This is a genomic window from Pseudarthrobacter sp. NPDC092202, assembly GCF_044755505.1.
GTDB lineage: Bacteria > Actinomycetota > Actinomycetes > Actinomycetales > Micrococcaceae > Arthrobacter.
On record NZ_JBIVRG010000012.1, the window covers coordinates 122216 to 148280 of the forward strand.

The following is a 26065-nucleotide window of genomic DNA, read 5'->3' on the forward strand; positions in this document are numbered from 1 at the left end:
TCAGGCCACCTTCTTGCTCGTACCGGCGGTGCTGCCGGCGCCCGCGGGGACGCGGACCACTGTGTTGACGTAGATGCCGGGGGTCACCACATTTTCCGGGTCCAGCCCGCCGGTGGGGACAATCTCCGAGACCTGGACGATGGTCTGCTTGGCTGCGGCAGCCATGATCGGGCCGAAGTTCCGGGCCGTCTTGCGGTACACGAGGTTGCCCTTGCCGTCGGCCTTCAGTGCCTTGATCAACGCGACGTCGGCGTGGATGGGCGTTTCGAAGACCTGCCCGCGGCCGTCGATGATCCGGGTTTCCTTGCCCTCGGCCAGCATGGTGCCGTAGCCGGTGGGGGTGAAGAACCCGCCGATCCCTGCCCCGGCTGCGCGGATGCGCTCGGCAAGGTTGCCCTGCGGCACCAGTTCCAGCTCGATCTCGCCGGCCGTGTACTTGGCGTCGAAGTGCCAGGAGTCAGACTGCCGCGGGAAGGAGCAGATCATCTTCCGCACCCGGCCTTCCTTGATCAGCAGGGCCAGGCCCTGGTCCCCCTGACCGGCGTTGTTGTTCACCACGGTCAGGTCCGTGGCGCCGCACTCGAGCAGTGCGTCGATCAGTTCGAACGGCTGCCCGGCGTTGCCGAACCCGCCGATCATCACGGTGGAACCGTCCTTGATGCCGGACACGGCTTCCTGGACCGAATCAACAAAAGTCAGCATTTTCCTAGCCCTTCCCTGTGCTGGTGCCTGCGGAGGCGGTGACGTTTTCAAGCACCACGGCCAGGCCCTGCCCGACGCCGATGCAGATCGCGGCGACGCCCCAGCGTTCCCCGGAGGCCTGCAGGGACCGGGCGAGGGTGCCGAGGATCCGGGTTCCGGAGGCGCCCAGCGGGTGGCCCATGGCGATGGCGCCGCCGTGCCGGTTCACAATTGTCGGGTCGATGCCCCAGGCGTTGATGCACGCCAGGGACTGCGCGGCGAAGGCTTCGTTAAGTTCGACGGCGCCCACCTGGTCCCAGCCGATCCCCGCCTTCGCGAGGGCTTTGTTCGCCGCCTCCACCGGGGCGTAGCCAAAGTACTGCGGATCGTTCGCGTGCGCGCCGCGACCGGCGATCCGGGCCAGCGGATCCAGCCCCAGCAGCCCGGCGGCAGCTTCGGAGCCCACCCAGGCCGCGGAGGCGCCGTCGGACAGCGGCGACGCATTCCCCGCGGTGACGGTGCCCCCCGCCTCGGCGCCCTCCGGCTCATTCCGGAACACCGTCTTCAGGGCGGCGAGCTTCTCGGCGGTGGAGCCGGGACGGATGCCCTCGTCCCGGACCAGGTCGGTGCCGGGCACCGGTGCCACCAGGTTGTCGTAGAACCCCTCGTCCCACGCCGCGGCGGACAGGTTGTGGGAGGCAGCGGCGAACTCGTCCTGCTGCTCGCGGGTGACTCCGTATTTCTCGCGGAGCCGTTCGGTGGCCTCGCCCAGGGAGATCGTCCATTCCTTCGGCATGGCTTTGTTCACCAGCCGCCAGCCCAGCGTGGTGGACGCCAGGTTCAGGTCACCGGCGGGGTAGGGCTTCTCCGTCTTCGGCAGCACCCACGGGGCACGGGACATCGATTCCGCCCCGCCCACCAGCACCAGGTCCGCGTCACCGGCGTTGATCTGCCGCGAGGCGATAATCGCGGCATCAAGGGACGACCCGCAGAGCCGGTTGACCGTGGTCCCCGGAATCGAGACCGGAAGCCCGGCCAGCAGCGTCCCCATCCGGGCGATGTTCCGGTTCTCCTCGCCCGCACCGTTGGCGTTGCCGAAAACAACCTCATCGATCCGCTCCGGATCCAGCCCCGGCGCCCGCTTCACGGACTCCCTGATCACGTGCGCGGCAAGGTCATCCGGACGGACCCCGGCGAGGCCGGAGCCGAACTTACCGAACGGGGTGCGCACGGCGTCGTACACAAAAGCCTGGTTCATGGGGTTGCATCCATTTCTCGAAAAACCTGCTGGGCGGTCTTGAAGGCTGTGTTGGCGGAGGGCACTCCGCAGTAGATGGCGGTCTGCAGCAGGATCTCCTTGATCTCGTCCCTGCTGAGGCCGTTGGTGAGTGCGGCCCGGATGTGCATGGCCAGCTCCTCCCAGTGCCCGTGCGCCACCATGGCGGTGATGGTGACGGCGGAGCGCATCTGGCGCGTAAGGCCGGGCCGGGTCCAGATCCCGCCCCACGCGATCCGCGTAATCATGTCCTGGAAGTCGTCGGTGAATTCGTCCTTGGTGGTGTTGGCCCTGTCCACGTGGGCGTCACCCAGGACTTCGCGCCGGACCTTCATGCCGCCGTCGTAAATGTCCTGGCTGGTGGCGGCCGGCTGGACGACGCCGTTGCGTTCGGGGTTCTTCCCCTCGCTGCCGCTCACTTGGCTGCTCCCCGCGATTCGGTCCAGATGATGAGGCTGCGCATCAGCTCGGCCACGTGGGCGGGGGCTTCGGCGGGGGCAAGGTGCGCCACGCCTTCCAGGGTGACAGCGGTGGCGGTTCCGCCGCCGGCTGTGATCCCGGCGGCCACTTCTTCGGCGAACGACGGCGGCGCCACCCCGTCCAGCGCCCCGGCGATGACTTGGGTTGGCACCCGGATGCTGCCCAGGTCCTCCCGGACGTCGAAGGCCGCCAGCGCTTCACAGCAGAAGGCGTAGCTGAACCGGTCGGCATCGCGCAGGGCATGCAGGAGCCTGCTGCTGAGCTCGGGCTCGCGTTCCATGAAACCAGGGGCGAACCAGCGTTCCGCGGAACCCTGGATCATCACCGGGGTACCCTGGCCGCGGACCGTTTCCGCCCGCTCCAGCCACCCTTCGGGCGTGCCCAGCTTGGCGCCGCTGCACTGCACGGACAGGCTCTTGAGGCGCTCCCCGTGCTTGATGCCCAGCTGCAGGCCGGTGGCACCGCCCAGGGAAACGCCGGCGTAATGGAAGGCCTCCCCGGGGGCGATGGAATCCACGAGCTCCACGACCGCATCAGCCAGCGCGGCGACGTCGAACGTTTCGGTGGCGGCGGGCGAGACGCCGTGGCCGGGCAGGTCCCAGGCCACCACGTCGTAGTCGTTGCCCAGTACGGAGGCGGTGCGGTTCCACAGGATGGTGGAGGTACCCAGGGACGGACCCACCACCAGCAGGGGATGCTCACCCAGCGGCCGCTGGGGAGAGAGCAGGGCGGCTTTCAGGGCAGGTTTAGCCACGGGGGCCTCCGTTCGGATCGGTATCGGGAAGTGCAGTGGGTGCCGCAAATTCCGGGAAGGCGGCCAGGATGCGGCGGGAAATGGCTGCCGCCTCGCCCAGGTAGTTGGCGGGATCGAGGAGTTCTTCGAGGCGGAGGTCGGTAAGCACCCCGGGCGGCACGGCGCCCCGGAGCAGCTTGCGGTAGGTGGCCCCCTGCGCCCCGGCTGGTGCCTGCAGGGTCTGGTCCACGATGGCCTGCAGCTGCTCCTTCCCGGTGAGGCCGTCCTTCTCCTCCAGCAGGGGCGACACCGCCGCACCCACCCCCTCGGCCAGGAGCAGCGGGCCGGCGAGGTCCAGGTTGCGGCGCATGGCGTCGGGGAAGGCCTGCAGGCCCTCGGCGAGCTCGCGGACGTGCCCGGCCGCCCCCAGCGCCAGGGCCAGGAGCTGCCGGAGGGCGGGCCACTCGGTATGCCACGCAGCGTCCGGGCGCTCATCGTTGAAGTTGGCTGCCGCCAGGTGCAGCTGCGCGGCAAGACCGGGCGCCTGCAGCGCAGCGCTGCGGACCAGGACGGACAGCACGGGGTTCTGCTTCTGCGGCATGGCAGAGGAGACGCCGCGGCCGGCAGCGCGCGGCTCGGCCAGCTCGCCGACCTCGGGCCTGCTCAGGAACAGGACGTCCGCGGCGATCTTTCCGAATGCGTCCAGCACTGCCGCCAGGGCGTTGCCCAGGGACGTGACCACCAGCCGGTTGGTGTGCCAAGGCGCTGCCGCCGGGGCCAGGCCCAGCTGTGCCGCCAGGGCATCGGCCAGGCTGAAGGGGGTGCTTGATGACCCGGAGGCCAGGACGGTTCCTGCGGCCAGGGTCCCCGCCGCGCCGCCGAACTGGACCGGAAACGCCAGGCCTTCGAGCTGGCGGCCCGCGGCGGCGACGCCGTGGAACCACTGCGCAGCCCGCAGGCCGAACGTGAAGGGCAGGGAATGCTGGGTCAGGCTCCTGCCCACGCACAGCGTGTCCGCGTGCTCTTCCGCCAAACTGGCGAGCGCCGCCGCGGTGCGCTTCAGGTCGCCCATCAGCGCCTCCACGGTATTGCGGGCCAGCAGCATCAGGGCGGTATCCAGCACGTCCTGGCTGGTGAGGGAGGTGTGGACTGCCTTCCCTGCGCCGATGCCGGCACCATCCAGCGCCTGGACATTCTTCCGCAGGTCCGCCAGCAGCGGGATCACCGGGTTGCCGCCGCCCTGGGCACGGCGGGCTATGCCTGCCACGCTGTACCTGCCGGGCTCGGCCGCGGCGGAGACGACGGCGGCGGAACCGGCGGGCGCCAGGCCCGCCTTTTCCAGCACGGCGGCCCAGCCAGACTCGACGGCGAGGATCGCCGCCAGCACAGCCTGGTCACCCGTCAGCGCACCCACCAGGGGCGAGGCCGAGACGGGACTGAGCAGGCCGGCGTCGCCCTCTCCCCCGAAGACGCCCGCATCTCCCAGGCCGGCGGACCCGGTCACTGGAAGTCCAGGAAGACTGTCTCGCCCTCACCCTGGAGGCGGACGTCCCAGGTGAGGCCCCCGTCTGCGTCGCGGCGGGCGATCAGCGTCTTGCGGCGCTCGGGATCCAGGGAGCTGAGCAGCGGGTCGTTGGCGAGCGCCTCCGTGTCCTCGGGGAGGTAGATGCGGGTGAAGAGGCGGTTGGTCAGGCCGCGGGCGAAGATGGCCACGGAGATAAAGGGCGCCGCCGCCGGTTTGCCAGGGACCGGTTTGGCGGGGCCCGGGTTCACCGTGGTGAAGGTGAAAACTCCGGAGTTGCCCACGGCGCCGCGGCCCCACCCGGTAAAGGTGTAGCCGTCGCGGACCAGGGACCCGGTCTTCTGGACAATGTTGCCCTCGGCGTCGGGCTGCCAGATTTCCAGGATGGCGTCCGGAATGGGCTGGCCGGAGCCGTCGTAGACGGTTCCCTGCAGGCGGATGGAGCCCGGCGAGCCGGGGGCGAGGAGTTCGTTGTCCTTCTCGAACGGCAGGGCGTAGCCGTAAAACGGTCCGACGGTCTGCCCCGGGGTGGGGACAAGTTTGGCCTGGTTGCTCATATCCCTATTCGCCTGCCTCTTCGTTGCTGTCGCCTGCCGGACCGAACGCCTCGTTTTCCGTCCACGTCCGCTTGGGGCCGGTCAGGACGATGTCCCAGTTGTAGCCAAGGGCCCACTCGGGTTCGGTGAGGCTGTGGTCGTACGTGGCCACCAGGCGGTCGCGGGCATCCTGGTCCACGATGGTCTGGTAGATCGGGTCCAGCGGGAACAGCTGGTCGCCCGGGAAGTACATCTGGGTGATGATCCGCTGGGTGAATTCGGTGCCGAACAGGGAGAAGTGGATGTGCGCCGGGCGCCAGGCGTTCAGGTGGTTCTTCCACGGGTACGCGCCGGGCTTGATGGTGGTGAACCGGTAGGACCCGTCCGGGCCGGTGATGCAGCGGCCGATACCCGTGAAGTTCGGGTCGATTGGCGCCGGGTGCTGGTCGCGTTTGTGGATGTACCGGCCGGAGGAGTTGGCCTGCCAGATCTCCACCAGCTGGCCGGCGACGGGGCGGCCTTCGCCGTCCAGGACCCGGCCCGCCACGATGATCCGCTCGCCCTGGGGCTCGCCGTTGTGCTGGATGGTGAGGTCGGATTCGAGGGCGTGCACATCCTGGTGGCCGAAGGCCGGCGAGTACAGCTCGATGGTCTCCGGGTCCGCGTGGTGCAGGCTCTTGGTGGGGTGCCGCAGGATGCTGGAACGGTAGGGCGGGTAGTCCAGCCGCGGCTGGGTCTCGGCGGGAGCACCCTCTTTAAGCGCCCGCGCATAGGCTTCGCCGAGGGCGTTGATCTCTGCACTGAGGTCAGACTGGGTTTCAATGGCGCGGTCCAGTGGCATGTGCGCTGCCTTCGGCTCGGCGGGCGGCACAGACTCGTCGGTATCAAGCTGGGCGTTGGTTTCTTCCGGCACGGCTGGCTCCTTTCTGTTTTCGTTTAATCGGTGGGTGGTGCCTTGCGGGCTTTTCAGGTCCGGTGCAGCGAGTCGTACTGGACCGCGTGCCGGACCGGTGCGTTGGGCGCCCCGTACCCGTCATAGCCGCCGCGGCGTTCCACCATTTCAAAGAACACACTGCCTACCGTGGCGGTGTAGAAGTGGAGGAATTCACCGTCGGCATCCCGGTCGTAGAGGAGGTTGAACTCCTTGAGGGTGGCCAGGAACCCGGGTTCGAGGTCGAACCGGGCGTCCAGGTCCTCGTAGTAGTTCGCCGGGATCTGCAGGAACTCGAGTCCCCGGTCCCGGGCGGCCCGGGCGGTGGCCACAAGGTCCGCCACGGCGAACGCGATGTGCTCCTGGTACGTCTTCCGGGCTTCGTTCTGCGCCTGCTGCACCGGCGCCAGGTTCAGCACCAGCCGCACGGCGCCGTCGGAGGTCTGCATGACCTGGGAGCGCACCAGTCCGCTGGGGCTGGGCACTTCGGCGAAGGGCTGCGGTTCCAGGGCCAGGGCGCTGGTGTAGAAGAGGACAGCTTCGTCAAAGTGCTGCCAGGGCTGGGCGAGGTTGACGTGGTCAATGACGGCGCTGGCGCCGCTCGAGGGGTGCTCCAGGCCCTCCCCGAATTCACGTGTCCAGGCGGCGGTGCCGTCGGGGCTGCCCTGGCACAGGAAGATCTCGGTGGAGTCCGGCGCGGAGATGCCCTGGAAGACTTCCTCATCGGCCTGGACCTTGCGGGCCACCACGGGCGCCTTGAGCTGCTGGGCCCGGGCGGAGGCGATGACGGGCGAATCGACGTCGAAGCCCAGGGCGGCGATGGCGGGTTCGGCATGGACGGCTGCCTGCTCGTTGATGATCACGCGGGCCTGGCCCATGGTCCACAGCTGGACATCCTTGGTGCGGTGCCTGCCCTCGAACCCGAAGCCGAGCTGCCCGAGGAGCTTTTCCAGCTGCGCGGTGTCGTCCGCCTTGACCTCGGCGAAGTTGAAGCCTGCGGGTTCACTCACCTTGGGCAGCGTGGCCAGTTCCATGGGATAACGACGGCGGGACGCGGCACCGGAGCCGGCTGCACCATCGGCGGAGGTGCTTGCCAGCCAGGTGGCGCTCTGTTCCTCCAGCCAGATCAGCGAACGCATGGCGTCCACCGCGGTGCGGTCCACATCCGACTGGCGGAAGACGTCGTTGAAGACTTCGAGGGACACGGGACCGGAGTAGCCGGCCCGGACCACGTGGCCCATGAATTTCCCGAGCTCGAACTGGCCCTCGCCCGGGAAGACGCGGTAGTGGCGGCTCCAGGAGAGGACGTCCATGGAGAGCTTGGGGGCGTCCGCCACCTGGACAAAGAAGATCTTTTCGGGGTTGAACGCCTCGATGGGCGCGGTGTCCCAGTCGCGGGAGAGGATGTGGAAGGAGTCCAGGCAGGTGCCGAAGTTGGGGTGGTCCACCATCTCCACCAGCTTGTACGCATGCTCGTAGTCGTTGACGTACTTGCCCCACGCCAGGGCCTCGTAGGCCACCTTGACGCCGTGGTTCCCGGCCAGCTCCGCAAGTTCGGAGAGCTGGGAGGCGCGGAGGCCGTCGTCGTCGATTGTTGCCGTGGCCACGTTGGAGCAGACCAGGATGGTGTCCATGCCCAGGCGGGACATCAGCTTGAACTTTGCCTCGGCCCGGCGGAGGTTGGCTGTGAGCAGGTCCGGCGTGACGCCGTCGAAGTCCCGGAACGGCTGGTAGAGGTCCAGCCCCAGGCCCAGGTCAGCGGCCATTTTGCGGACCTCCTCGGGGCTCAGCGGCGAGGTGACCAGGTCCTGCTCGAAAATCTCAATGCCGTCAAAGCCCGCAATGGCGCAGGCCTGCATCTTTTCCTTCAGCGTGCCGGAAAGGCACACCGTGGCGATTCCGGTGCGCATCAGGCGGCCACCTCCTCGGCGGCCACAAGCTCCAGGAAGTGGCTGCGCATGCGGTCCGGGTCCGCTTCGAGGCCGGTGAAGATGCGGAAGGCGTCGGCCGCCTGGCCAACCGCCATCCGGCCGCCGTCCAGCACCTGACAGCCTTTGGCGCGGGCGGCGCGGACCAGTTCGGTGTCGATGGGGCGGTAGACAATGTCCGCCACCCAGTGGCGGGTTTCCAGCAGGTCCAGGTCCAGCGGGACGCCGGGGTGCGCGGCCATGCCCACGGGAGTGCAGTGCACCAGCCCGTCAGCCAGCCGCATCAGCTGCGGCAGCTCCGCCGTCGTCCGTGCCGCCACGGTGCTGCCCGGGAAGAAACCGGCCAGTTCAGCCGCGCGGGCGGCGCCGCGGGCGGCGTCCATGTCCACGAGGTCCAGGTGGCGGACACCGGCGGTAAGGAGGGCGTAGGCGACGGCGGAACCCGCCCCGCCGGCGCCCAGCTGGACCACGCGGTCCAGCTTTGCGGCGGGGAGGCCGGAAGCCAGCGCGGCGGCAAAACCGGAGAAGTCGGTGTTGTGTCCTATGAACCGGCCGTCCTCGATCACCACCGTGTTCACGGCTCCAAGCCGCTGCGCGTCCGGTGACACTTCATTCAGGTGCTGCAGGACCAGTTGCTTGCAGGGGTGGGTGATGTTCAGGCCGTTGAAGCCGAGGGTGCGGGCACTCTTCAGGAGGTCACCCACGGATTCGCCGGGAAGGCCCAGTTCCAGGAGGTCGATGGGCCGGTAAAGGTAGCGCAGGCCCTGCACATCCCCTTCGCGTTCGTGCATGGGCGGGGTGAGTGACGGCATCACGCCATCGCCGACCAGTCCCACCAGGTAGGACTCAGTTCGATTACTCATCCGTGCAGCTCCTTTGGTACGGCACCGCCCACCGCGCTGGGCGGCAGTTCCGGTGCTGGAAATTACGATACAACATATGTTCTCGATTCGCACTTATGTTCATAATGCGAACATGAGTGGAATGGTGGAAGAAATCAGCGCTGCGGCAGCCTGGCCGACAACTCGGCAGCGGCCTCCTGCAGCAACGGCACATGTGCAACCAGCTGCTCCACGCTGAGGCGAAAGACCGGCACGGCCGTTGCCAGCGAGGCAAACGCATGGCCCTGTGAGTTGAAGACCGGAACAGCGACAGCACGCATGCCCAGTTCGTTCTCCTCATCCATCACGGCGTAGCCGCTGCTCCGGACCTGCTCAATTTCAGCCCGGAAGGCGTCCCTGTCCGTGATGGAGAATTCCGTCAGCGGCGCAAGCTCCAACTCCTCCACCAGGCGCTGCCGCTCGCCGTCCTCTGCGAATGCCACCAACGCCTTGCCTACGGAGGTGGTGTGGAGCGCACCAAGATGCCCCGGATCGCTGGTGACGCGGAACGTTTGGGGACCGTCCACTTTGTTCACGGTGAGGTGGTGGTCGCCGTCGCGGACACTGAGGATGGTGGCCTCGCCAGTCTGTTCCGTCACGCGCCGGAGGACCGGCAGGGCCGCACCCGCGAAGCCGTGGTGGTTCGAGACCCGCTGGCCCAGCTGAAAGATCCGCAGGCCCAGGTGGTACCGGCGGCCGTCCGGCTCGTAGTCCACGAACCCGTCCCGCGTCAGGGAACCCAGCAGGCGGTACGTGGTACTGAAGGGCAGGTCCGCCCGCCGGGAGATTTCCGCGGCACTCGCACCGCGGGGCTCATCCCCCAGGAGGACCAGGAGGCCCAGGGCTTTGCCCACCATGTCAGTACGGTCTGCCCTGGCCTGCCTGGCGTCGGCCTTGATATCGCCAGCTGCGTCATCAGCTGTGGTCCGGTTCACACTCATACCTCGATGTTGCCACAATGTGAGAGCTATTTCTAGATGGTGATTATTTTCTTGACAGGTGACTACCCTCACAGCCATCATTGCTGTATCGCACAAGTAGCTCTCACCATGTGGCTACTCGCCGGGTCTTCTTTCGGACTCCAGCCGCATCGCGCCCCGCCCGCACCAAGGCAGCGGCGGCTGCGACCCCCAGATCCATCCCGCGACAATGTCGTCACACAAAGGAACTCCATGAGCCAGACACTTCCGTCCGCCGGAACGGACACTGCCACCCAGGGCCGCACCCCCAAGAAAGCAGCCGTCGCCAGCTTCCTGGGCAGCGCGGTCGAATACTACGACTTCTTCATCTTCGGCTCCGCCGCTGCGCTGATCTTCCCCACGGTCTTCTTCCCCGACGCCGATGCCAACGCCGCCATCATGTCTTTCGCAACCTTCGGCTTCGCCTACGTGGCCCGTCCCGTGGGCGCCGTCATCCTGGGGCACTTCGGTGACAGGGTGGGCCGCCGGAAGGTCCTGATGTTCACCCTCCTGCTGATGGGCGCCTCCACCTTCCTGATCGGCTGCCTCCCGGACTTCAACACCGTCGGCTGGTGGGCTCCCGCCCTGCTGGTGCTGGCCCGGCTCTGCCAGGGCCTTTCCGCGGCCGGAGAGCAGGCCGGCGCCTCCTCCATGACGCTGGAGCACGCCCCGGATAACCGCCGCTCCTTCTTCACCTCCTGGACCCTCACCGGCACCCAGGGCGGCCAGATCCTTGCCGCCCTCGTCTTCATCCCCGTCCTGGCCCTTCCGGACGAGATCAAGTACGGCATCGGCTGGCGCATCCCGTTCTGGCTGAGCGCCGTCGTCGTTGTTGTCGCGTTCATCATCCGCCGCACCCTGCACGAGCCGCCCGCCTTCGAGGAAGCCCAGAAGACCGCCCAGATCTCCAAGCTCCCGGTTGCCGATCTGCTCAAGGGCCACTGGCGCGACGTCCTCCGCGTCATCTGCTGCGCCTTCATTGCCGCCGTCTCCACCGTGTTCGGCACCCTGGCCATCAGCTACGCCAAGACCGTCGCCGGCGTGGACGGCACCACCACCCTGTGGCTCGTGGTCGGCGCCAACCTCGTGGCACTCGGCACTCAGCCGCTGTTTGGCATGCTCGCTGACAAGATCGGCCGCAAGCCCGTGTTCATCTACGGCGCCGTGGCCAGCGCCGCGCTGACTCCCGTGTTCCTGCTCAGCCTGGAATCCGGCAGCGTGCCGCTGATGTTCCTGGCCGCAATCGGCTTCTTCTCCTGCGGCTACGCAGCCTCCAACGCCGTCTGGCCGTCCTTCTACGCCGAAATGTTCAGCACCAAGGTCCGCTTCTCCGGCCTGGCCATCGGCACGCAGCTCGGCTTCCTGATGGCAGGGTTCGCGCCGGCCATCGTTGCAGCCATGGGCGGCATCAAGCCCGGCGGCTGGGTGCAGATCAGCATCTTCACCGCCGTTATCTGCGGCGTCGCGGCCATCTCGGCACTGACGGCCAAGGAAACCTTCAAGGTTCCCACCACGCAGCTCGGCCTGAAGTAGCTCCGGGGCTGCGCGCTCCTGCCCGGTTACTCCACGACAGCCCGCCATTCCTCCCCGGAATGGCGGGCTTTTTGCGTTCGAAACTTTGAGCCGGGGCGCAGCAACTGGGCGGGAACGCACGACGGGCGGGTGGCCGGCAAGCGTGGCTACGGCCGGCCGGTCTCCAGAACCGAGGCGAGGTCGAAGCTGACCGGCTCCTCCAGCTGGGCGTAGGTGCATGACTCCGGGTCCCGGTCCGGGCGCCAGCGGTTGAACTGGGCCGTGTGCCGGAACCGGTCCCCCTCCATATGGTCGTACCGCACCTCCACCACCAGTTCCGGGCGGAGCGGGACGAAGGACAGGTCCTTGCCGGCGCTCCAGCGGCTGCCCTCGGCGTTGCGGGGCGTCCGTTCCCCCGCCTCCTGCTTGGCCCAGGCCCAGGGGTGGTTATCGAAATCCGTCACCAGCGGCTGGAGCTGTTCAAACAGTTCTTTGCGGCGCTTCATGGGGAAGGCGCCGATGACGCCCACGCTGGCCAGGCTGCCGTCGTCCTTGTACAGCCCCAGCAGCAGCGAGCCGATGGCATCCGGCCCACTCTTGTGGAGGCGGTAGCCGGCCACCACGCAATCGGCAGTGCGCTCGTGCTTGGTCTTGAACATCACCCGCTTGTCCGGCTCGTACCGGCCGTCCAGGCGCTTGGCCACGATCCCGTCCAGGCCGGCGCCCTCGAACTGCTCAAACCACCGTTCCGCGGTGTCCTTGTCTGTTGTGGCGGCGGTGAGGTGGACCGGGGCTTTGCTTTCCGCGAGCGCCTTTTCCAGCGCTGCCCGCCGCTCGGTGAAGGGCCGGCCGGTGTAGTCGTGATCGCCCAGGGCAAGAAGGTCGAACGCCACGAAGGAGGCCGGCGTCTGGGAAGCAAGCAGCTTGACCCGGCTTGCCGCGGGGTGGATCCGCTGTTGCAGGGCGTCGAAGTCGAGGCGGTCCCCGGAGGAGCCCACCAGGATGATCTCTCCGTCCACCACGCAGCGTGGCGGCAGGTTTTCCTTCAGTGCCTCCACAAGCTCGGGGAAATACCTTGTCATGGGTTTTTCGTTGCGGCTGCCGATCTCCAGCTCGTCGCCGTCGCGGAAAATGATGGACCGGAAGCCGTCCCACTTGGGTTCGTAGCTGAGCTCCCCGTCCGGGACACCGCTGACGGCCTTGGCGAGCATGGGCGGGACGGGCGGCATCACGGGAAGTTCCATGCTGCCCATTCTTGCCCGGCGACGGGCTTCGGCGTAAGACCACCGCACACAAGGCTCAGGCTAGCCCGCCAGCAGCCAGACGATGAGGACCAGCGCCGGGGCCGCCGCCGCCGTCGACAGCAGGATGGTTTCGCGTGCCACCGCCACTCCCCGCCCGTACTTGCTGGCAAACAGGAACACGTTCTGCGCCGACGGCAGCGCCGCCATCAGCACCACGCCAAGGAGCATCGGCTGGTCCAGGTTGAAGACAAAGCGGCCGACGGCGTACGCCACCGCCGGCATCACGGCGGTCTTCAGTGCGGTGGCCGTTAGGATTTCCGCCGTGTTCCTGCCGCTTTGCAGCATCCGGGTGCCGTGCAGGGACATGCCGAAGGCCAGCAGCACCACCGGAACGGCTGCCCCGCCCAGGAGCTCCAGCGGCGCCATCACAGGGGCGGGAAGCTGCACCTTGAACGCGGCCAGGACCACGCCGAGCAGGGAGGCGATGATCATCGGGTTGCGGAACGGCTGGGAGAGCAGCAGCCGGGGTGACACCCGGCCGGCCGCGGAGAAATCCAGCAGGGTAAGGACCAGGGGCGCGAACAGGAGCAGCTGGACCAGCAGCACCGGTGCCACCGGGGTGGCGTCACCCAGGGCGTACAGCGTGATGGGGATGCCGATGTTGTTGGCATTGACGTAGGAACTGGCCATCGCACCGACGGCTGTCTCGGCCAGCGGCCGCCGGAACCACAGCCGGCTGGCCAGCACGTACAGCAGCGCCGTGGCGGACGCTGTGACCAGGGCGAGCGGAACGTAGGCGGAAAAGACCACGGTGAGGTCCGATTCCAGGACCACCGTGAACAGCAGGACGGGGTTGGTGATAAAGAAGGCCGTACGGGTGAGCGCTGAGACCGTCGGTTCCCCGCCCAGCCCGCAGCGCGCGGCAATGTACCCCACAGCAATGACGGCGCCGATCACAGCAAGCCCCACCAGCACACCGCCCACGCGTGGCACTTCCTTCCAGCTCCGGCGCCTGCGCAGGAGTTCCGGGAAGCGCAGTACTACAAGCCTAAAACTTATCGGACAAGTGGCACGGGGCAGGCCAGCCCTCGACACGGCACCCTTCCGGACGGTAGAGGTTAACGATGGTTACCGTCGGCTTCCACGCCTCACACGAACAAATCAGTCCTGCCCAACTGCTCAAGGACGTCCAGCACGCGGAACGGGCAGGCTTCGATGCCGCCATGTGCTCTGACCATATTGAGCCGTGGTCCGCCCGGCAGGGCCACTCCGGCTTCGCCTGGTCCTGGCTGGGGGCGGCGCTGGCCACCACCAGCCTGCGCTTCGGCGTGGTGACCGCACCGGGCCAGCGCTACCACCCGGCCATCATCGCCCACGCCTCCGCCACCCTGGCAAGCATGTTTCCGGACCGCTTCTGGATGGCGCCCGGCAGCGGCGAGAACATGAACGAGCACGTCACCGGCGACGCCTGGCCGCCCAAAGAGGTGCGGCAGCGCCGGCTTGAAGAGTGTGTGGAAGTGATCCGCCGGTTGCACCGGGGCGAGGAGGTGACCCACCACGGGCTTGTCACCGTGGAACAGGCCCGGATCTGGGACGTTCCGGACTCCCCGCCGCCGCTGATAGCCCCGGCCATCAGCGTGGAGACCGCACGCCGCTCTGCCACCTGGGCGGACGGCCTGGTAACCATCAACCAGCCCGCCGACAAGTTGAGGGACATGCTGGCGGCCTACCGGGACAACGGCGGCCGTGGCAAGGCGGTGCTGCAGGTGCACCTGTCCTGGGCTCCCCGCGAACAGGACGCCGCGGCCATTGCCCTGGACCAGTGGCGGACCAACACGTTCGCCCCGCCGGTCCCATGGGACCTTCCCACGGCCGGGCATTTCGACGGCGTCAGCGGGCATATCGGCGAGGAACAGGTCGGCACGGCGGTCAACGTCTCGGCAAGCCTGGAGCAGCACGCAGAGTGGCTGGCAGGTTACGCGGACCTGGGCTTCGATGACATCTACCTCCACTTCGTGGGGCAGGAGCAGGCCCCCTTTATCGATGCGTTTGCCACCGACGTCCTTCCGCAGCTGCGCGGCTCGCGGGCGCAGGCACGGGCGCAGGCACCGGCATGAGGCTCGCCGAAACCTCGGACCTCTGGTGGAAGAACGCGGTGATCTACTGCCTGGACGTTGAGACCTTTTTCGACGACGACGACGACGGCACCGGGGACTTCGCCGGCCTCACCCAGCGCGTGGACTACCTGGCCGCACTGGGCGTGACCTGCATCTGGCTGATGCCGTTCTACCCCTCCCCGGACCGGGACGACGGGTATGACGTAACGGACTTCTTCACCGTGGACCCCCGGCTTGGCACCATGGGCGACCTGGTGGAGTTCATGCGGGCGGCCAGGGACCGGGGCATGCGGGTCATCGCCGACTTCGTGGTGAACCACACCTCTGACCAGCACCCCTGGTTCGTCGAAGCCCGCAAATCCAAGGACAACAAATACCGGGACTACTATGTGTGGCGCAGCGATACTCCCCCGGACACGTCCTCCGAGGTGGTGTTCCCGGGCGAAGAGGACTCGCTGTGGGAAAAGGATGACGCCACCGGGGAGTGGTACCTCCACATGTTCGCCAAGCACCAGCCGGACCTCAATGTCACCAATCCCGATGTGCGCAATGAGATCGCCAAGGCGATGGGGCTGTGGCTGGAACTGGGCCTGGACGGCTTCCGGCTGGACGCAGTGCCCTTCTTCCTGGAAACCCGCGGGCAGCCCAGGGACGAGGCCGCCAACCTGGATCCGCACGGCTTCCTCGCCGCCCTGCGCAGTTTCGTGAGCCGCCGCAACGGCAGCGCCGTGCTGCTGGGCGAGGTCAACCTGCCCTACAAGGAACAGGTGGAGTTCTTCGGCGGACCGGACGGCAACGAACTGAACATGCAGTTCGATTTCATGTCCATGCAGTACATCTACCTGTCCCTGGCCCGCGGGGATGCCCGGCCCCTGGCTGAAACACTCAAGAGCCGCCCGCCGCTGCACCCGGACAACCAGTGGGCCATGTTCGTGCGCAACCATGACGAGCTGACCCTGGACAGGCTCAGTGACGGCGAGTGTGAAGAGGTCTTCGCAGCTTTCGGCCCCAAGAAAAACATGCAGATCTACGGACGGGGCCTGCGCCGGAGGCTGCCGCCGATGCTGGACGGCGATCCTGAGCGCCTCCGCATGGTCTATTCGCTGATGTTCGCCCTGCCCGGCACACCGGTGCTGTTCTACGGTGAGGAAATCGGCATGGGCGAGGACCTCCGGCAAAAGAGCCGGGCAGCGGTGCGCACCCCCATGCAGTGGACCGACGAGAAGAACGGCGGATTCTCCACGGCCAAGGCCGCGGACCTGGTGGTGCCCCTCGCCCGGGGGGAATACGGCCCGGAGCACGTCAACGCCGCGGCCGCCAAACGCGACCCGGACTCGCTGTTCAACTTCATGGTCACGCTGATCCGCCGCTACCGCGAGTCCGCGGAGCTTGGCTGGGGGGAATTCGCGGTCATTGAGCAATCCGAGCCGGCGGTCTTCGCGCACACCTGCAGCACGGACACCGGAGCGCTGGTGCTCCTGCACAACTTCGGGGAGGAGCCGGTGAAGGCCAGCGGCACCTTGGCCCCGGAAGATGGGCCGCGCAATGCCTTCAGGGACGCCATCCTGCTTGACCTGTTCGACGGCGACAACATACCGCTGGAGCCCGACGGCGGTTTCACCGTTGAGCTGGAACGCTACGGCTACCGCTGGTACCGCCTCCACCGCAAAGGCGACCGGCTGTCACCCTAGCCGGCGCGCCGTCGTCGTCCGGGTGTGAAAAAATCAACCATGCGCCCCATGCAGCACTCCAGCAAGCTCCAGAACGTCCGGTACGAACTCCGCGGACCCATCCTCCAGGCCGCCAAGGCCATGGAGGCGGAGGGGCACCGGATCCTCAAGATGAATCTCGGGGACACTGCCCCCTTCGGCCTGGAAACGCCGGAGTCCGTGGTGGTGGACATGATCCACCATCTGCGGGGCGCCCAGGGGTACAGCGATTCAAAAGGGATCTTCTCCGCGCGTACCGCCATCTCGCAGTACTACCAGACGCGCGGCCTGATGCAGATCGGCGTGGAGGACATCTTCATCGGCAACGGCGTCAGCGAGCTCATCTCGATGTGCCTACAGGCTTTCATGGAAAACGGCGACGAGATCCTGGTACCCGCTCCGGATTACCCGCTGTGGACTGCCGCGGTCACGCTGACCGGTGGCAAGCCGGTGCACTACCTCTGCGATGAGGGGGAGAACTGGTGGCCGGACATGGCCGACGTCGAGGCCAAGATCACCAGCCGAACCAAGGGGATCGTGATCATCAACCCCAACAACCCCACGGGCGCCGTCTACCCGCGGCACATCCTGGAGCAGTTTGCGGCACTGGCCCGGAAGCACCACCTGGTCCTGTTCTCCGACGAGATCTACGAGAAAGTGCTGTATGAGGAGGCCCAGCATATCCACACCGCTGCCGTGGCCGACGACGTCTGCTGCCTGACGTTCAGCGGGCTGTCCAAGGCCTACCGCATGCCCGGCTACCGCGCAGGCTGGGTTGCCGTCACCGGACCGCTCGCCGCCACTGCCGCCTACCGTGAAGGGCTGGAGCTGCTGGCATCGCTGCGCCTCTGCCCGAACGTCCCGGCACAGCATGCCATCCAGACCTGCCTGGGCGGGTACCAGAGCATCGACGCCCTGGTGCGGCCCGGCGGCAGGCTCCGCGAACAGCGCGATCTCGCCTACCAGCTGCTGACGGAAATCCCAGGTGTGACCTGTGTTCCCGCGGCAGGAGCCATGTACCTGTTCCCCCGCCTCGATCCGGAGCTCTACCCCATGAGCAGTGACGAGCAGTTTGTCCTTGACCTGCTGAAGGACCAGAAGATCCTCATTTCGCATGGTTCCGCCTTCAACTGGCCCACGCCGGACCACTTCCGGTTTGTGATCCTTCCGTCGGTCCTGGATATCCGGGAGGCTGTGCACCGCATTTCCACGTTCCTTGCGGCGTACCGCGCCAGCGTGGAACTGCCGTAGCCTCCAGGGGCCGCGGCCGCCGTCGGGCATTGCCGGCCTGTTCCGCTGCCGCGCATGAACCCGTGCCGGGGAAACAGCACCGGCGCGAAGAACTAACCGGCGCCTAACCGCGAGGAAACGCGGGCGCAACATTGTCCCGGCACACTGGATTCTGCAGGCAAGAGCCGGCAACAGCCCCAGCCAGGAGGCCCCGCCATGAAGCAGAAAGCGACACCACATGTGACCCGGGTCCGCGCCCTGGACCAGCTCCACCGCGGCGACGAAATTGAAGCCCGCCTCTCGGTGGGTCCTTCCTACGACGACGTTGTGATCCGCCGCGGAAGCGTCCAGGAAACGGCTCCGGGCATCGGTGTCGTCTGGATCCAGGACCGGCTTACCGGCCTGCGCAAAGCGATCAATACGGACGAGTGCAGCGTTTGGCGGCTCGCCTGAAACTCTCGGGATCCGCGGCCCGGGTGTAGCCAGCAAGGGCTGCCCGCCGCACCGGAATCTTCGACCCAGGGGCCGCCGCTCAGCCGCCGGCCACCGACTGAATGACCAGCACCTCCTGGCCTGGCGACACCTCGGTGTCCAGGCCCTGCAACCGCCGCACCTCGTCCCCGCCGACGTACACATTCACGAAGCGCCGCAGCGCGCCGGTCTCGTCCCGGAGCCGCCGGGCCAGCACTGCGAAGTCCGAGGTCACCGAATCGAGGAGCTTTCCCACCGTTACAGGCCCGTCGGCGGGTGCAGTCAGGATGGACTGCCCGCCGGCCAGCGGCTGCAGGACGCTGGGAAGCACCACCCTGATTTCCTGCATGCTGCCCTCAGGCACCGGCTATCACGGCCGCCCGGACACAGAGCACATCCGGAAGGTGGGACACCACCTCCTGGAAGGTCCCGCCTTCATCCGCACTGGCATAGACCGTTCCGCCGCGCGTCCCAAAATAGACGCCGGTGGGTTCCGCTGCATCCACGCAGGCAGCGTCGCGCAGCACGCTGTTGTACTCCCCAGTGGGCAGGCCGTTGCTGAGCCTCTTCCAGGTGGACCCGGCGTCGTCCGTCCTGTGGACGGCCAGCTCGCCGTTCGGCGGAATGCGTTCCCCGTCCGCTTTGAGCGGGATGACCCATGCCGTGCCCTCCCGGCGCGGATGGGTCAGCATCACGAAGCCGAAATCCGCGGGAAGCCCCTCCGCGATGGAATTCCAGCTGTCCGCATTGTCATCGGTGCGGTAGACGCCGTGGTGGTTCTGGGCATAGAGGCGGCCGTCGACGGCGGCATCCGCTGCGATCTTGTGCACGCACTGCCCAAACTCGGGGTTTGGATCGGGCATGAAGTAGGCGGAGATGCCGTGGTTGCGCGGCTCCCAGGACGTGCCGCCGTCCAGCGACCGGTACACGCCTCCGGTACTCATTGCCACGTGGACCGTTTCCCCGGCCCGATGGACCACGATGGAGTGCGCGGCGGCTCCGCCGTAACCCGCGCCCCACTCACTGCGGTGTGGATGGTCCCAGAGCCCGCGGTTCAGTTCAAAGTGTTCTCCGCCGTCGGTGGACTTCCAGACCGAGATGGGTTCAGCTCCCGCCCATACAACCCCGGGACGCGACTCGGCGTCCGGATGGATCTGCCAGATGCGCTCCAGCGCGGCACCCGTGTCCTCCGGAAACCTGACGGCGCCCTGCTCCGGCTCGGACCAGGTGGCGCCCAGGTCATCGGAGTGCGCAACGGTGGGACCCCAGTGCTCGCTGCGGACGCCCACCATGATCCGGGTGCGGCCGTCCCTGGTGTCTATTCCAATGCTGGGGATCTCGCTCATCAGGAAATGCGGGCCGGTGAAAGACCACTGGCGCCTGTCCTGGCTGGTGGCCAGCCAGAGGCCCTTTTTGGTCCCGATCGCTAAGACAAAACTCTCTGCGGTTGCCATGCCCACCATGCAACCACCGCGCACTGCAGCCCGCAACGGTTATTTTGTGTCCCGGCCGGGCCTCCCGGGCCAGCTAGTCCACAAACTCCGACTGGGTCTCGATGAAGTCCCAGTCCGCCGCGGTCAGGACGGCCGCCGGATTGCCCGGATGGGGGCCGCCGGCTTCCGCGATTCCCTGGAGCACCGGCAGGGGCAACTCCTCCGCCCGAAGGTTTTCCCGCAGCCATTCCTTGCTGGCCAGGTCCAGGTCAAGCCACCACATGTAGATTTCCATGACGCCATGCACCTTTCGTATGTTCCAACGTTAGGCCCGGGCGGATGCGCGGACAAGATACACCCGTGACGGGCAGGTAGCCAGTGCAGGGAGTCCCCCGATGATGCGGGTACCCGCAAGTAACCGCATGGTCCGGCCGCCGGAAAAGACGAGTACCCCCTACTCAGGACTGCCTTTAGCCCTCCCCCTAGCCTGAAAACTCAAGCAAGCTGACCGTGTTGCTGGGGCATTCGGCGCAAGTGCTGGGCCTCCTCTTCATGGTCCGTTTCACACAGCGAACTGGGGAGAAAACAATGAAACGTACCTTTGTGACCTTGGGGGTCGTCGGGCTGGGGCTGCTTGGCGTGACGGCACCGGCCATGGCAGCGCCTGAGAGAGTCACCGTCTGCCACAACGACGGAGGCAGCTGGTCGCCGCTCGAATTCAACATCAACGGCCTCGAAGGCCACGAACAGCACCCGCTGGACATTATTCCGCCCACGTCCAAGTCGCCTGGCAAGAACTGGACGGACGCCGGAAAGCTGCTCTACGTCGACAAGTGCGCGCCGTTGCCGCCAGGCGAAACGATGCCGGAGGTGCCGGGCGAGGAACCTGAAGAGGAGCCTGTCGAGGAGCCGCCGGCTGAAGAGAATCCGGTAGTGGAGACACCGGCCGAAGAGAAGCCGGCCGCGGAAACACCGGTGGCCGAGACGCCGTCGGCGGAGACACCCGCGCTGACGCCTGCTGCTGAACAGCCCGCGGCAGTTCCGGCGGAGGCATCCGGCGTCGTCCCGCAAGCCGCCGCACCGGCTGCGCCTGCCCCGCAGGCAACCGTCCAGCGGCCGGTCGCCGCCACGGGGGCCACCAGCCTCGGCACCAACCAGGGGTACAACGCCCAGACCGCCGTCGGTGGTTCTGAAAGCACCCCGTCATGGCTGGCCGGACTGGGAGCACTGGCGGCAGCAGGAGCGGCAGTGGCTTTCCGCCGCCGGTCCCGCCCGTTCACCCCCGCCGGCTGACACAGCCAGGAACGGCATAACCGCAGCCCCGGCCCGTGGCTTCGTAAACACGGACCTGGCTGCGGCCCTTGACGGGGAAGGCGTCCCTCCAGTGCCCGGCGGGGCGCCTTCCCTCTTTTTCGTCGAAGCATCGAGGAGCACCATGGCCAAGGTCCACAGCCCGCAGGCAGCGGACGGGAAGCGCGTGCGGCGGCGCTGGAACCGTGGGGACCTGGCCATCCTCCTGTGCGGCGTCCTGGCTTTCCTGTCCATCACCTTTGGCGGGCCACTGCTGACGCACACCGCCTCGGATGGCAGCTCGCAGGGGTCATTCACGGCTGATGCGCCAGTCACCGCCGGCATCCCGCCCACGGACCCGGCACCCATCGCGGCGACGGGTACAGCAGAAAAAACCTCCGCACCTTTGGAATCCTCCGCCAGCCCCGCCCCGGCACCCGCGCTGCCCGCTGCCGCCGAGCCCCGCCGTGTCCGGTATCCGTCTGCCGGCTTCGACGTCCCTGTCCACCGCCTGGAGCTGGACAGCGACGCCCAGGCCAACCAGACCATCGTGCCGCCCGAAACCAAGGATGGCTACTGGCTGGCTCCCTTCGGCACCCCCGGCCACGGTTCGGCCAACACCACCTACGTCATCGGCCACAGCTGGGAAGGGGCGGAGGCACCCTTCAATCACCTGAGTTCAGCGGCAACAGTGGGTGACAGGTTTGAGGTGGACACCGCAACCGGCACCATCTCCTACCAGGTGGACACCGTCACCACGTACCTCAAAGCCACCCTCAAGGACAGTCCCATCTGGGAGATCGTGCCCAACCGCCTGGTCCTGATCAGCTGCTACACGGAGGACCCGTGGGGAAAGAACGTGGTTGTCATGGCTTCGCCCGCACTTCCCTGACGGCGCGGAAGTCCCGTTCTCTCCACCCGCCCTATCCAAGAGCATTCAAGGAGGCTGAAAATAGGTTATGAGCCCGGAACAGATGAGCAGCAGCCCGCCCCTGGTGGTGGGGATCGCGCCCGGACAGCATGCGGAAGTCCTGCAAACCGCCGTCGCCCTCGCCGCCCGACTGGAGACACGGCTGCTGTGCGCCTATGTGGATGAGGCCAGCTTCCTGGTTGACTGGGACCCTGCGCGGCCCGCCCACCGGCTCTCCCTGCACCCCGATACGGACGACCCCAACATCGGCGCCGTGGCACTGGAGCTTAAGTCGGCGATAGAAGCCGCTGTGGCCGGCGTTCCGCCCGGAACCGCGGCCGCCGAGTGGACCCTGCAGACCCTCGCCGGAGATCCTGCCCGCGCACTGGCCCGGCTGGCCGCCGAAACCGACGCGCCGATGATCATCGTGGGCACTTCCGAACGTGGCTTCTCCCACCGCCTCGCGGAAGCCCTCAGCGGGTCGGTAGGTGCCTGGCTTTCGCACCACCAGAGCAGGCCTGTCCTCATAGTTCCCTACCGGATGCCCGCCCATGACGACCGGCCGTGAAACTAAAGCGAAAGTAGTTATTCGGGGTGCTGGCGGAGCGGAGTACCAGCCAGTAAGCTGATTCAAGCAAGGCGGGTTCCAGCAGGATGGAAGCCGTGAATTGCTCAAAAGCTGCTCCGGAGTGCGTATCCCCCAATAACGCACTCCGGAGCTTTTTTGTGCCCCGGCAAGGGGCCGCACGCGCTTCTCTCAATACCCCCTGGGGGTACTTGAAAGATACCCCACTGGGGTATAGGCTGTCGTTATGAGCGGAATCGAAGAAGCAGTCAGCGGGCACGCGGTGGACCTGCAGCCGCCGCACGGATACACCGGCAACAAAGAGGCTTACCTCCGCCGGCTCAAGCGCATCGAGGGGCAGGTCCGCGGGATCGCCCGCATGGTGGATGAGGACAAGTACTGCATCGACATCCTCACCCAGGTTGCCGCGGTCACCAAGGCCCTGCACGCAGTCAGCCTTGGACTGGTGGAAGAGCACATCGGCCACTGCGTCGTGGGAGCCGCCTCCGAACCAGACCCGGCGGCCCGCGCCGACGCAATCGACGCCAAAGTCAAGGAAGCCGCCGACGCCATCGGCCGGCTGCTTCGCTGACGAATAAAGACCAAACCAGCGCCGGCTGACGCCGGCAAACCTGAAGGAGCAGCCATGAGCACCACTTCCCCCACCACTACACGGGTCAGCGTCTCGGGAATGACCTGCGGCCACTGCGTTTCGGCAGTCAGCGAGGAACTCGAAGCACTGGCCGGCGTCGAAGAAGTGAGCGTGGAACTGAACGCCGGAGGCATCTCCACGGTGACCATTACCTCCAGCACGGAGCTGTCACCTTCCGAGATCGGGGAAGCGGTAGCCGAGGCCGGTTACCTCGTCGTCGCCAACGAAGCCTAAAGACCCCACAGAAGCAGGGAAGCGCCAATGAGCAACCAGGAACTCCTCCACCAGGCCGCCACCCGCGTGGTGGAACTCGACATCGAGGGCATGACCTGCGCCTCCTGCGTCAACCGGGTGGAGAAGAAACTTGGCAAGCTCGACGGCGTGCAGGCCTCGGTGAACCTGCCCCTGGAATCAGCCCACGTTACGGTCCCGGCAGGGATCACTGACGAGCAGATCAAGGCAACAGTGGAAGCCGCGGGCTACAAGGCAACAATCCGCCGGCCGGACAGGCAGGACGCGAGCCCGGCCGGCGAAGCCGTGGACCTGCCCGCAGCGAAGCTCCGCCCACGCCTGATCCTCGCGGCGATCCTTACCGTCCCCGTTTTCATCATTTCGATGGTGCCGGGAGCCCAGTTCCCGCACTGGGGCTGGGCGGCGGCCCTCCTGGCCTTGCCGGTGGTGACCTGGGCGGCCTGGCCGTTCCACCGGGCTGCGGCCATCAACGCCCGGCACTTCGCGTCCACCATGGACACGCTGGTGTCCATCGGCGTGACAGCGGCGTACCTGTTCTCTGCCTGGCAGCTGTTCGCGGATCCCCGCATGACTGAACACCCGGGAATGGAAGGCATGGAGACCGGCGGCCTCTATTTTGAGGTGGCAGCGGTGGTCACCACCTTCCTGCTCCTGGGCCGCTACCTGGAGGCCAACGCCAAACAGAAGGCCGGCGACGCCCTGCAGGCACTCCTGAACCTGGGCGCCAAGGATGCCACAATCCTCCGTGACGGCAAGGAACAACGGATCCGGGCCGACCACCTGCAGGTGGACGACGTCCTGGTGGTCCGTCCCGGCGAAAAGATTGCCACCGACGGCGTGGTGACCAGCGGGGACTCGGCGGTGGACGCTTCCCTGGTGACCGGCGAGTCGGTTCCGGTGGAGGTGGGCCCCGGCAGCCGGGTCACGGGCGCCACCATCAACACTTCCGGCCGCCTGCTGGTGCGGGCAACGCGCGTCGGTTCCGAAACAACCCTTGCCCAGATGGCACGGCTCGTCTCCCAGGCGCAGACCGGCAAGGCACCCATCGCCCGCCTCGCGGACCGCATCAGTTCCGTCTTCGTCCCCGTGGTGCTGGCCGTCGCGGCGCTCACGTTCGTCCTGTGGCTTCTCTTTACGGGACCGGATGTGACCAGCGATGACCTGCGCTCGGCCTTTACTGCCGCCGTCGCCGTCCTGGTGATTGCCTGCCCGTGCGCGCTGGGCCTCGCCACCCCTGTTGGCCTGCTGACCGGAACCGGCCGCGGTGCCCAGCTGGGCATCCTCATCAAGGGGCCGCAGGTTTTGGAGGACACCCGCACCGTTGACACCATCCTGCTGGACAAGACCGGGACAGTGACCACCGGAGTCCTTGCCGTGGATACGACCCTTGCCTTTGAGGGCTTCAGCGAGGACGAGGTACTTCGCCTCGCCGGGGCTGTGGAGGCAGCCTCAGAGCATCCGGTGGCCAGGGCCATCGCTGCCGCCGCCCAGGCGGACGCCAGGAAGTTGCCAATAGCGGACGACGGCGGCGCCCTCCCTGCCGTGGAACGGTTCCGTTCCGCGCCCGGCGGCGGCGTTACCGGAACCGTCGAGGGCAGGGTGGTCACGGCGGGCCGGACAGGTTGGCTGGAGCAGAACAACATCACCATCTCGGAGGAACAGCACGCAACACTGGCAGCTGCGGAAGCCTCCGGCGCCACGGCGATCTGGGTTGCCGTGGACGGTGGTGTTGCCGGCATCATCAGCCTCCGCGACACCCTCAAGGAAGGTTCGGCCGCCGCCGTGGCACACCTGAAGCGGCTGGGCCTGCGCCCCATCCTGCTCACCGGCGACAACGCCGCCGTTGCCGCCCAGGTGGCGGCCGCCGTCGGCATAGCTAAGGAAGATGTCTACGCAGGGGTCCTGCCCGAAGGGAAAGTGGAGGCGGTGCGCAGGCTCCAGGCCAGCGGCGCCACCGTGGCCATGGCCGGCGACGGCGTCAATGACGCTGCCGCCCTGGCCCAGGCGGACCTGGGCATTGCGATGGGCTCCGGCACGGACGTGGCCATCGAAGCGGCGGACCTGACGGTGATGGGCAACAACCTGGCCCAGGTGGCGCTGGCCATCGAACTCTCGCGCCGGACCCTGGCCACCATCAAGACCAACCTCTTCTGGGCCTTCTTCTACAACGCCGTGGGCATCCCGGTGGCTGCCCTGGGCCTGCTCAACCCGATGATCGCCGGTGCCGCCATGGCTGCCAGCTCCGTCCTGGTGGTGGCCAACTCGCTGCGGCTGCGAAGCTTCGGCAAACAGCCGCAGGCTAGCTAGGCACCGGGCACGGCAGCAGCGGACACGGCAGCTGACGGCTCAGGCGGCGCCGTACCGCACGGCCGCCCTGGCCCTGGCCTTGGCTGCCTCGGCTTCCCGGTCCTTGGGCGGCGCTTGCGAAACCAGGGACTCCAGGAGGTGCTGGGTGATGTGGGCAATCTCGTGGACGGCCTCGTCAAAGGCTTCCTGGTTGGCCTTGGAGGGCTTGGTGCTGCCGCTGATCTTGCGCACGTACTGCAGGGCGGCGGCGTGCACTTCCTCCGACGTGGCGTGCGGTTCAAAGTTGTGGAGGGTTCGGATATTCCGGCACATACAGCCATGCTAGGCTCTGGAACGCCTGGGATCGACCCCGCGCGTTGACTCATGAGAAAGGTCCGCGTAGCGGGATACGTTGCCTCATTGGAAAAGGTCCGGGAAGTGGCGAGGCGGACATCCTTGAGGGATGG

27 protein-coding genes are annotated in these 26065 nt (G+C 67.2%); 11 read left to right on the forward strand and 16 right to left on the reverse strand.

Annotated features, from left to right (window positions below; all coding sequences use genetic code 11):
• From ACIQF4_RS16800 to ACIQF4_RS16845, 10 genes are all read right to left on the reverse strand, one after another.
• Complete coding sequence (locus tag ACIQF4_RS16800) at positions 1–702, reverse strand: 3-oxoacid CoA-transferase subunit A (RefSeq protein WP_400516655.1); 702 nt, start codon at positions 700–702, stop codon at positions 1–3.
• A 4-nt stretch (positions 703–706) separates the two neighbouring features.
• Positions 707–1939 carry a thiolase family protein gene (locus ACIQF4_RS16805; protein ID WP_400516656.1) on the reverse strand — a complete coding sequence of 411 codons (1233 nt, stop codon included), beginning with the start codon at positions 1937–1939 and terminating at the stop codon, positions 707–709.
• Positions 1936–2376 (reverse strand): 4-carboxymuconolactone decarboxylase, encoded by a 441-nt coding sequence (gene pcaC, locus ACIQF4_RS16810; protein ID WP_350003536.1) that lies wholly within the window; start codon positions 2374–2376, stop codon positions 1936–1938. The genes ACIQF4_RS16805 and pcaC overlap by 4 nt, the downstream gene beginning before the upstream one ends.
• Entirely contained in the window at positions 2373–3191 is an 819-nt protein-coding gene (locus ACIQF4_RS16815; RefSeq protein WP_400516657.1) for an alpha/beta fold hydrolase, read from the reverse strand. Before ACIQF4_RS16815 ends, pcaC begins: the two co-directional genes overlap by 4 nt.
• On the reverse strand, positions 3184–4674 hold the full coding sequence (locus tag ACIQF4_RS16820) for a lyase family protein (protein ID WP_350003532.1): 1491 nt from the start codon (positions 4672–4674) through the stop codon (positions 3184–3186). The genes ACIQF4_RS16815 and ACIQF4_RS16820 overlap by 8 nt, the downstream gene beginning before the upstream one ends.
• The gene (gene pcaG, locus ACIQF4_RS16825; RefSeq protein WP_350003531.1) at positions 4671–5249 is read right to left on the reverse strand and encodes a protocatechuate 3,4-dioxygenase subunit alpha; all 579 of its coding nucleotides are present in this window, start codon (positions 5247–5249) and stop codon (positions 4671–4673) included. Before pcaG ends, ACIQF4_RS16820 begins: the two co-directional genes overlap by 4 nt.
• A 4-nt stretch (positions 5250–5253) precedes the next feature.
• Complete coding sequence (pcaH, locus tag ACIQF4_RS16830) at positions 5254–6141, reverse strand: protocatechuate 3,4-dioxygenase subunit beta (protein WP_400516658.1); 888 nt, start codon at positions 6139–6141, stop codon at positions 5254–5256.
• A gap of 53 nt (positions 6142–6194) precedes the next feature.
• Positions 6195–8069 carry a bifunctional sugar phosphate isomerase/epimerase/4-hydroxyphenylpyruvate dioxygenase family protein gene (locus ACIQF4_RS16835; protein ID WP_400516659.1) on the reverse strand — a complete coding sequence of 625 codons (1875 nt, stop codon included), beginning with the start codon at positions 8067–8069 and terminating at the stop codon, positions 6195–6197.
• Positions 8069–8950, reverse strand: coding sequence for a shikimate dehydrogenase (locus ACIQF4_RS16840; RefSeq protein ID WP_400516660.1), 882 nt, complete (start codon positions 8948–8950; stop codon positions 8069–8071). The genes ACIQF4_RS16835 and ACIQF4_RS16840 overlap by 1 nt, the downstream gene beginning before the upstream one ends.
• Positions 8951–9084: 134 nt before the next feature.
• Entirely contained in the window at positions 9085–9909 is an 825-nt protein-coding gene (locus tag ACIQF4_RS16845) for an IclR family transcriptional regulator (RefSeq protein WP_400516661.1), read from the reverse strand.
• A 231-nt stretch (positions 9910–10140) separates the two neighbouring features.
• Here ACIQF4_RS16845 and ACIQF4_RS16850 point away from each other — a divergent pair, with 231 nt between their 5' ends.
• Positions 10141–11460, forward strand: a complete 1320-nt coding sequence (locus ACIQF4_RS16850) for an MFS transporter (protein WP_400516663.1) — start codon at positions 10141–10143, stop codon at positions 11458–11460.
• 146 nt (positions 11461–11606) lie between these two features.
• Here the strand turns inward: ACIQF4_RS16850 and ACIQF4_RS16855 are convergent, their stop codons facing one another.
• Entirely contained in the window at positions 11607–12683 is a 1077-nt protein-coding gene (locus ACIQF4_RS16855; protein ID WP_400516664.1) for an ATP-dependent DNA ligase, read from the reverse strand.
• Positions 12684–12743: 60 nt separating this feature from the next.
• Complete coding sequence (locus tag ACIQF4_RS16860) at positions 12744–13667, reverse strand: AEC family transporter (protein ID WP_400516665.1); 924 nt, start codon at positions 13665–13667, stop codon at positions 12744–12746.
• A gap of 140 nt (positions 13668–13807) precedes the next feature.
• On the opposite strand from ACIQF4_RS16860, the gene ACIQF4_RS16865 reads away from it, so the two are divergent.
• The 4 genes from ACIQF4_RS16865 to ACIQF4_RS16880 all read left to right on the forward strand — a co-directional run bounded on the left by ACIQF4_RS16865 (position 13808) and on the right by ACIQF4_RS16880 (position 18192).
• The gene (locus tag ACIQF4_RS16865; RefSeq protein ID WP_400516666.1) at positions 13808–14800 is read left to right on the forward strand and encodes a TIGR03885 family FMN-dependent LLM class oxidoreductase; all 993 of its coding nucleotides are present in this window, start codon (positions 13808–13810) and stop codon (positions 14798–14800) included.
• On the forward strand, positions 14797–16491 hold the full coding sequence (locus ACIQF4_RS16870) for an alpha-amylase family protein (RefSeq protein ID WP_400516667.1): 1695 nt from the start codon (positions 14797–14799) through the stop codon (positions 16489–16491). The genes ACIQF4_RS16865 and ACIQF4_RS16870 overlap by 4 nt, the downstream gene beginning before the upstream one ends.
• 39 nt (positions 16492–16530) lie before the next feature.
• Positions 16531–17760 carry a pyridoxal phosphate-dependent aminotransferase gene (locus tag ACIQF4_RS16875; RefSeq protein WP_400516669.1) on the forward strand — a complete coding sequence of 410 codons (1230 nt, stop codon included), beginning with the start codon at positions 16531–16533 and terminating at the stop codon, positions 17758–17760.
• A 195-nt stretch (positions 17761–17955) separates the two neighbouring features.
• Positions 17956–18192 (forward strand): hypothetical protein, encoded by a 237-nt coding sequence (locus tag ACIQF4_RS16880; protein WP_350003495.1) that lies wholly within the window; start codon positions 17956–17958, stop codon positions 18190–18192.
• A 79-nt stretch (positions 18193–18271) separates the two neighbouring features.
• On the opposite strand, the gene ACIQF4_RS16885 is transcribed toward ACIQF4_RS16880, so the two are convergent.
• The 3 genes from ACIQF4_RS16885 to ACIQF4_RS16895 form a co-directional block, all read right to left on the reverse strand.
• The gene (locus ACIQF4_RS16885) at positions 18272–18559 is read right to left on the reverse strand and encodes a MoaD/ThiS family protein (RefSeq protein ID WP_350003493.1); all 288 of its coding nucleotides are present in this window, start codon (positions 18557–18559) and stop codon (positions 18272–18274) included.
• 7 nt (positions 18560–18566) lie between these two features.
• Positions 18567–19673: a WD40/YVTN/BNR-like repeat-containing protein gene (locus tag ACIQF4_RS16890; RefSeq protein WP_400516670.1), complete on the reverse strand. Its 1107-nt coding sequence runs from the start codon at positions 19671–19673 to the stop codon at positions 18567–18569.
• Positions 19674–19737: 64 nt separating this feature from the next.
• Positions 19738–19938 (reverse strand): hypothetical protein, encoded by a 201-nt coding sequence (locus ACIQF4_RS16895; protein WP_350003490.1) that lies wholly within the window; start codon positions 19936–19938, stop codon positions 19738–19740.
• Positions 19939–20231: 293 nt separating this feature from the next.
• On the opposite strand from ACIQF4_RS16895, the gene ACIQF4_RS16900 reads away from it, so the two are divergent.
• From ACIQF4_RS16900 to ACIQF4_RS16925, 6 genes are all read left to right on the forward strand, one after another.
• Positions 20232–20936 (forward strand): hypothetical protein, encoded by a 705-nt coding sequence (locus ACIQF4_RS16900; protein ID WP_400516671.1) that lies wholly within the window; start codon positions 20232–20234, stop codon positions 20934–20936.
• 142 nt (positions 20937–21078) lie between these two features.
• Entirely contained in the window at positions 21079–21825 is a 747-nt protein-coding gene (locus ACIQF4_RS16905) for a class F sortase (protein ID WP_400516672.1), read from the forward strand.
• Between the two features lie 67 nt (positions 21826–21892).
• Entirely contained in the window at positions 21893–22411 is a 519-nt protein-coding gene (locus ACIQF4_RS16910; RefSeq protein WP_350003486.1) for a universal stress protein, read from the forward strand.
• 244 nt (positions 22412–22655) lie between these two features.
• Positions 22656–23000 carry a metal-sensitive transcriptional regulator gene (locus ACIQF4_RS16915; RefSeq protein ID WP_231454212.1) on the forward strand — a complete coding sequence of 115 codons (345 nt, stop codon included), beginning with the start codon at positions 22656–22658 and terminating at the stop codon, positions 22998–23000.
• A 54-nt stretch (positions 23001–23054) separates the two neighbouring features.
• A complete protein-coding gene (locus ACIQF4_RS16920; protein ID WP_231454211.1) occupies positions 23055–23294 on the forward strand; it encodes a heavy-metal-associated domain-containing protein in 240 nt (79 codons plus the stop codon).
• A 27-nt stretch (positions 23295–23321) separates the two neighbouring features.
• Positions 23322–25619, forward strand: coding sequence for a heavy metal translocating P-type ATPase (locus ACIQF4_RS16925; RefSeq protein WP_400516673.1), 2298 nt, complete (start codon positions 23322–23324; stop codon positions 25617–25619).
• Positions 25620–25658: 39 nt separating this feature from the next.
• On the opposite strand, the gene ACIQF4_RS16930 is transcribed toward ACIQF4_RS16925, so the two are convergent.
• Positions 25659–25931, reverse strand: a complete 273-nt coding sequence (locus tag ACIQF4_RS16930) for a DUF2277 domain-containing protein (protein ID WP_043448476.1) — start codon at positions 25929–25931, stop codon at positions 25659–25661.
• Between the last annotated feature and the right edge of the window lie 134 nt (positions 25932–26065).

Coding starts and splice junctions, on each gene's coding strand:
- ACIQF4_RS16800 (WP_400516655.1), bottom strand. CDS start 702: ATGCTGACTTTTGTTGATTCGGTCCAGGAAGCCGTGTCCGGCATCAAG.
- ACIQF4_RS16805 (WP_400516656.1), bottom strand. CDS start 1,939: ATGAACCAGGCTTTTGTGTACGACGCCGTGCGCACCCCGTTCGGTAAG.
- pcaG (WP_350003531.1), bottom strand. CDS start 5,249: ATGAGCAACCAGGCCAAACTTGTCCCCACCCCGGGGCAGACCGTCGGA.
- ACIQF4_RS16835 (WP_400516659.1), bottom strand. CDS start 8,069: ATGCGCACCGGAATCGCCACGGTGTGCCTTTCCGGCACGCTGAAGGAA.
- ACIQF4_RS16840 (WP_400516660.1), bottom strand. CDS start 8,950: ATGAGTAATCGAACTGAGTCCTACCTGGTGGGACTGGTCGGCGATGGC.
- ACIQF4_RS16845 (WP_400516661.1), bottom strand. CDS start 9,909: ATGAGTGTGAACCGGACCACAGCTGATGACGCAGCTGGCGATATCAAG.
- ACIQF4_RS16850 (WP_400516663.1), top strand. CDS start 10,141: ATGAGCCAGACACTTCCGTCCGCCGGAACGGACACTGCCACCCAGGGC.
- ACIQF4_RS16855 (WP_400516664.1), bottom strand. CDS start 12,683: ATGGAACTTCCCGTGATGCCGCCCGTCCCGCCCATGCTCGCCAAGGCC.
- ACIQF4_RS16865 (WP_400516666.1), top strand. CDS start 13,808: ATGGTTACCGTCGGCTTCCACGCCTCACACGAACAAATCAGTCCTGCC.
- ACIQF4_RS16870 (WP_400516667.1), top strand. CDS start 14,797: ATGAGGCTCGCCGAAACCTCGGACCTCTGGTGGAAGAACGCGGTGATC.
- ACIQF4_RS16875 (WP_400516669.1), top strand. CDS start 16,531: ATGCGCCCCATGCAGCACTCCAGCAAGCTCCAGAACGTCCGGTACGAA.
- ACIQF4_RS16880 (WP_350003495.1), top strand. CDS start 17,956: ATGAAGCAGAAAGCGACACCACATGTGACCCGGGTCCGCGCCCTGGAC.
- ACIQF4_RS16885 (WP_350003493.1), bottom strand. CDS start 18,559: ATGCAGGAAATCAGGGTGGTGCTTCCCAGCGTCCTGCAGCCGCTGGCC.
- ACIQF4_RS16890 (WP_400516670.1), bottom strand. CDS start 19,673: ATGGTGGGCATGGCAACCGCAGAGAGTTTTGTCTTAGCGATCGGGACC.
- ACIQF4_RS16895 (WP_350003490.1), bottom strand. CDS start 19,938: ATGGAAATCTACATGTGGTGGCTTGACCTGGACCTGGCCAGCAAGGAA.
- ACIQF4_RS16900 (WP_400516671.1), top strand. CDS start 20,232: ATGAAACGTACCTTTGTGACCTTGGGGGTCGTCGGGCTGGGGCTGCTT.
- ACIQF4_RS16905 (WP_400516672.1), top strand. CDS start 21,079: ATGGCCAAGGTCCACAGCCCGCAGGCAGCGGACGGGAAGCGCGTGCGG.
- ACIQF4_RS16910 (WP_350003486.1), top strand. CDS start 21,893: ATGAGCCCGGAACAGATGAGCAGCAGCCCGCCCCTGGTGGTGGGGATC.
- ACIQF4_RS16915 (WP_231454212.1), top strand. CDS start 22,656: ATGAGCGGAATCGAAGAAGCAGTCAGCGGGCACGCGGTGGACCTGCAG.
- ACIQF4_RS16920 (WP_231454211.1), top strand. CDS start 23,055: ATGAGCACCACTTCCCCCACCACTACACGGGTCAGCGTCTCGGGAATG.
- ACIQF4_RS16925 (WP_400516673.1), top strand. CDS start 23,322: ATGAGCAACCAGGAACTCCTCCACCAGGCCGCCACCCGCGTGGTGGAA.
- ACIQF4_RS16930 (WP_043448476.1), bottom strand. CDS start 25,931: ATGTGCCGGAATATCCGAACCCTCCACAACTTTGAACCGCACGCCACG.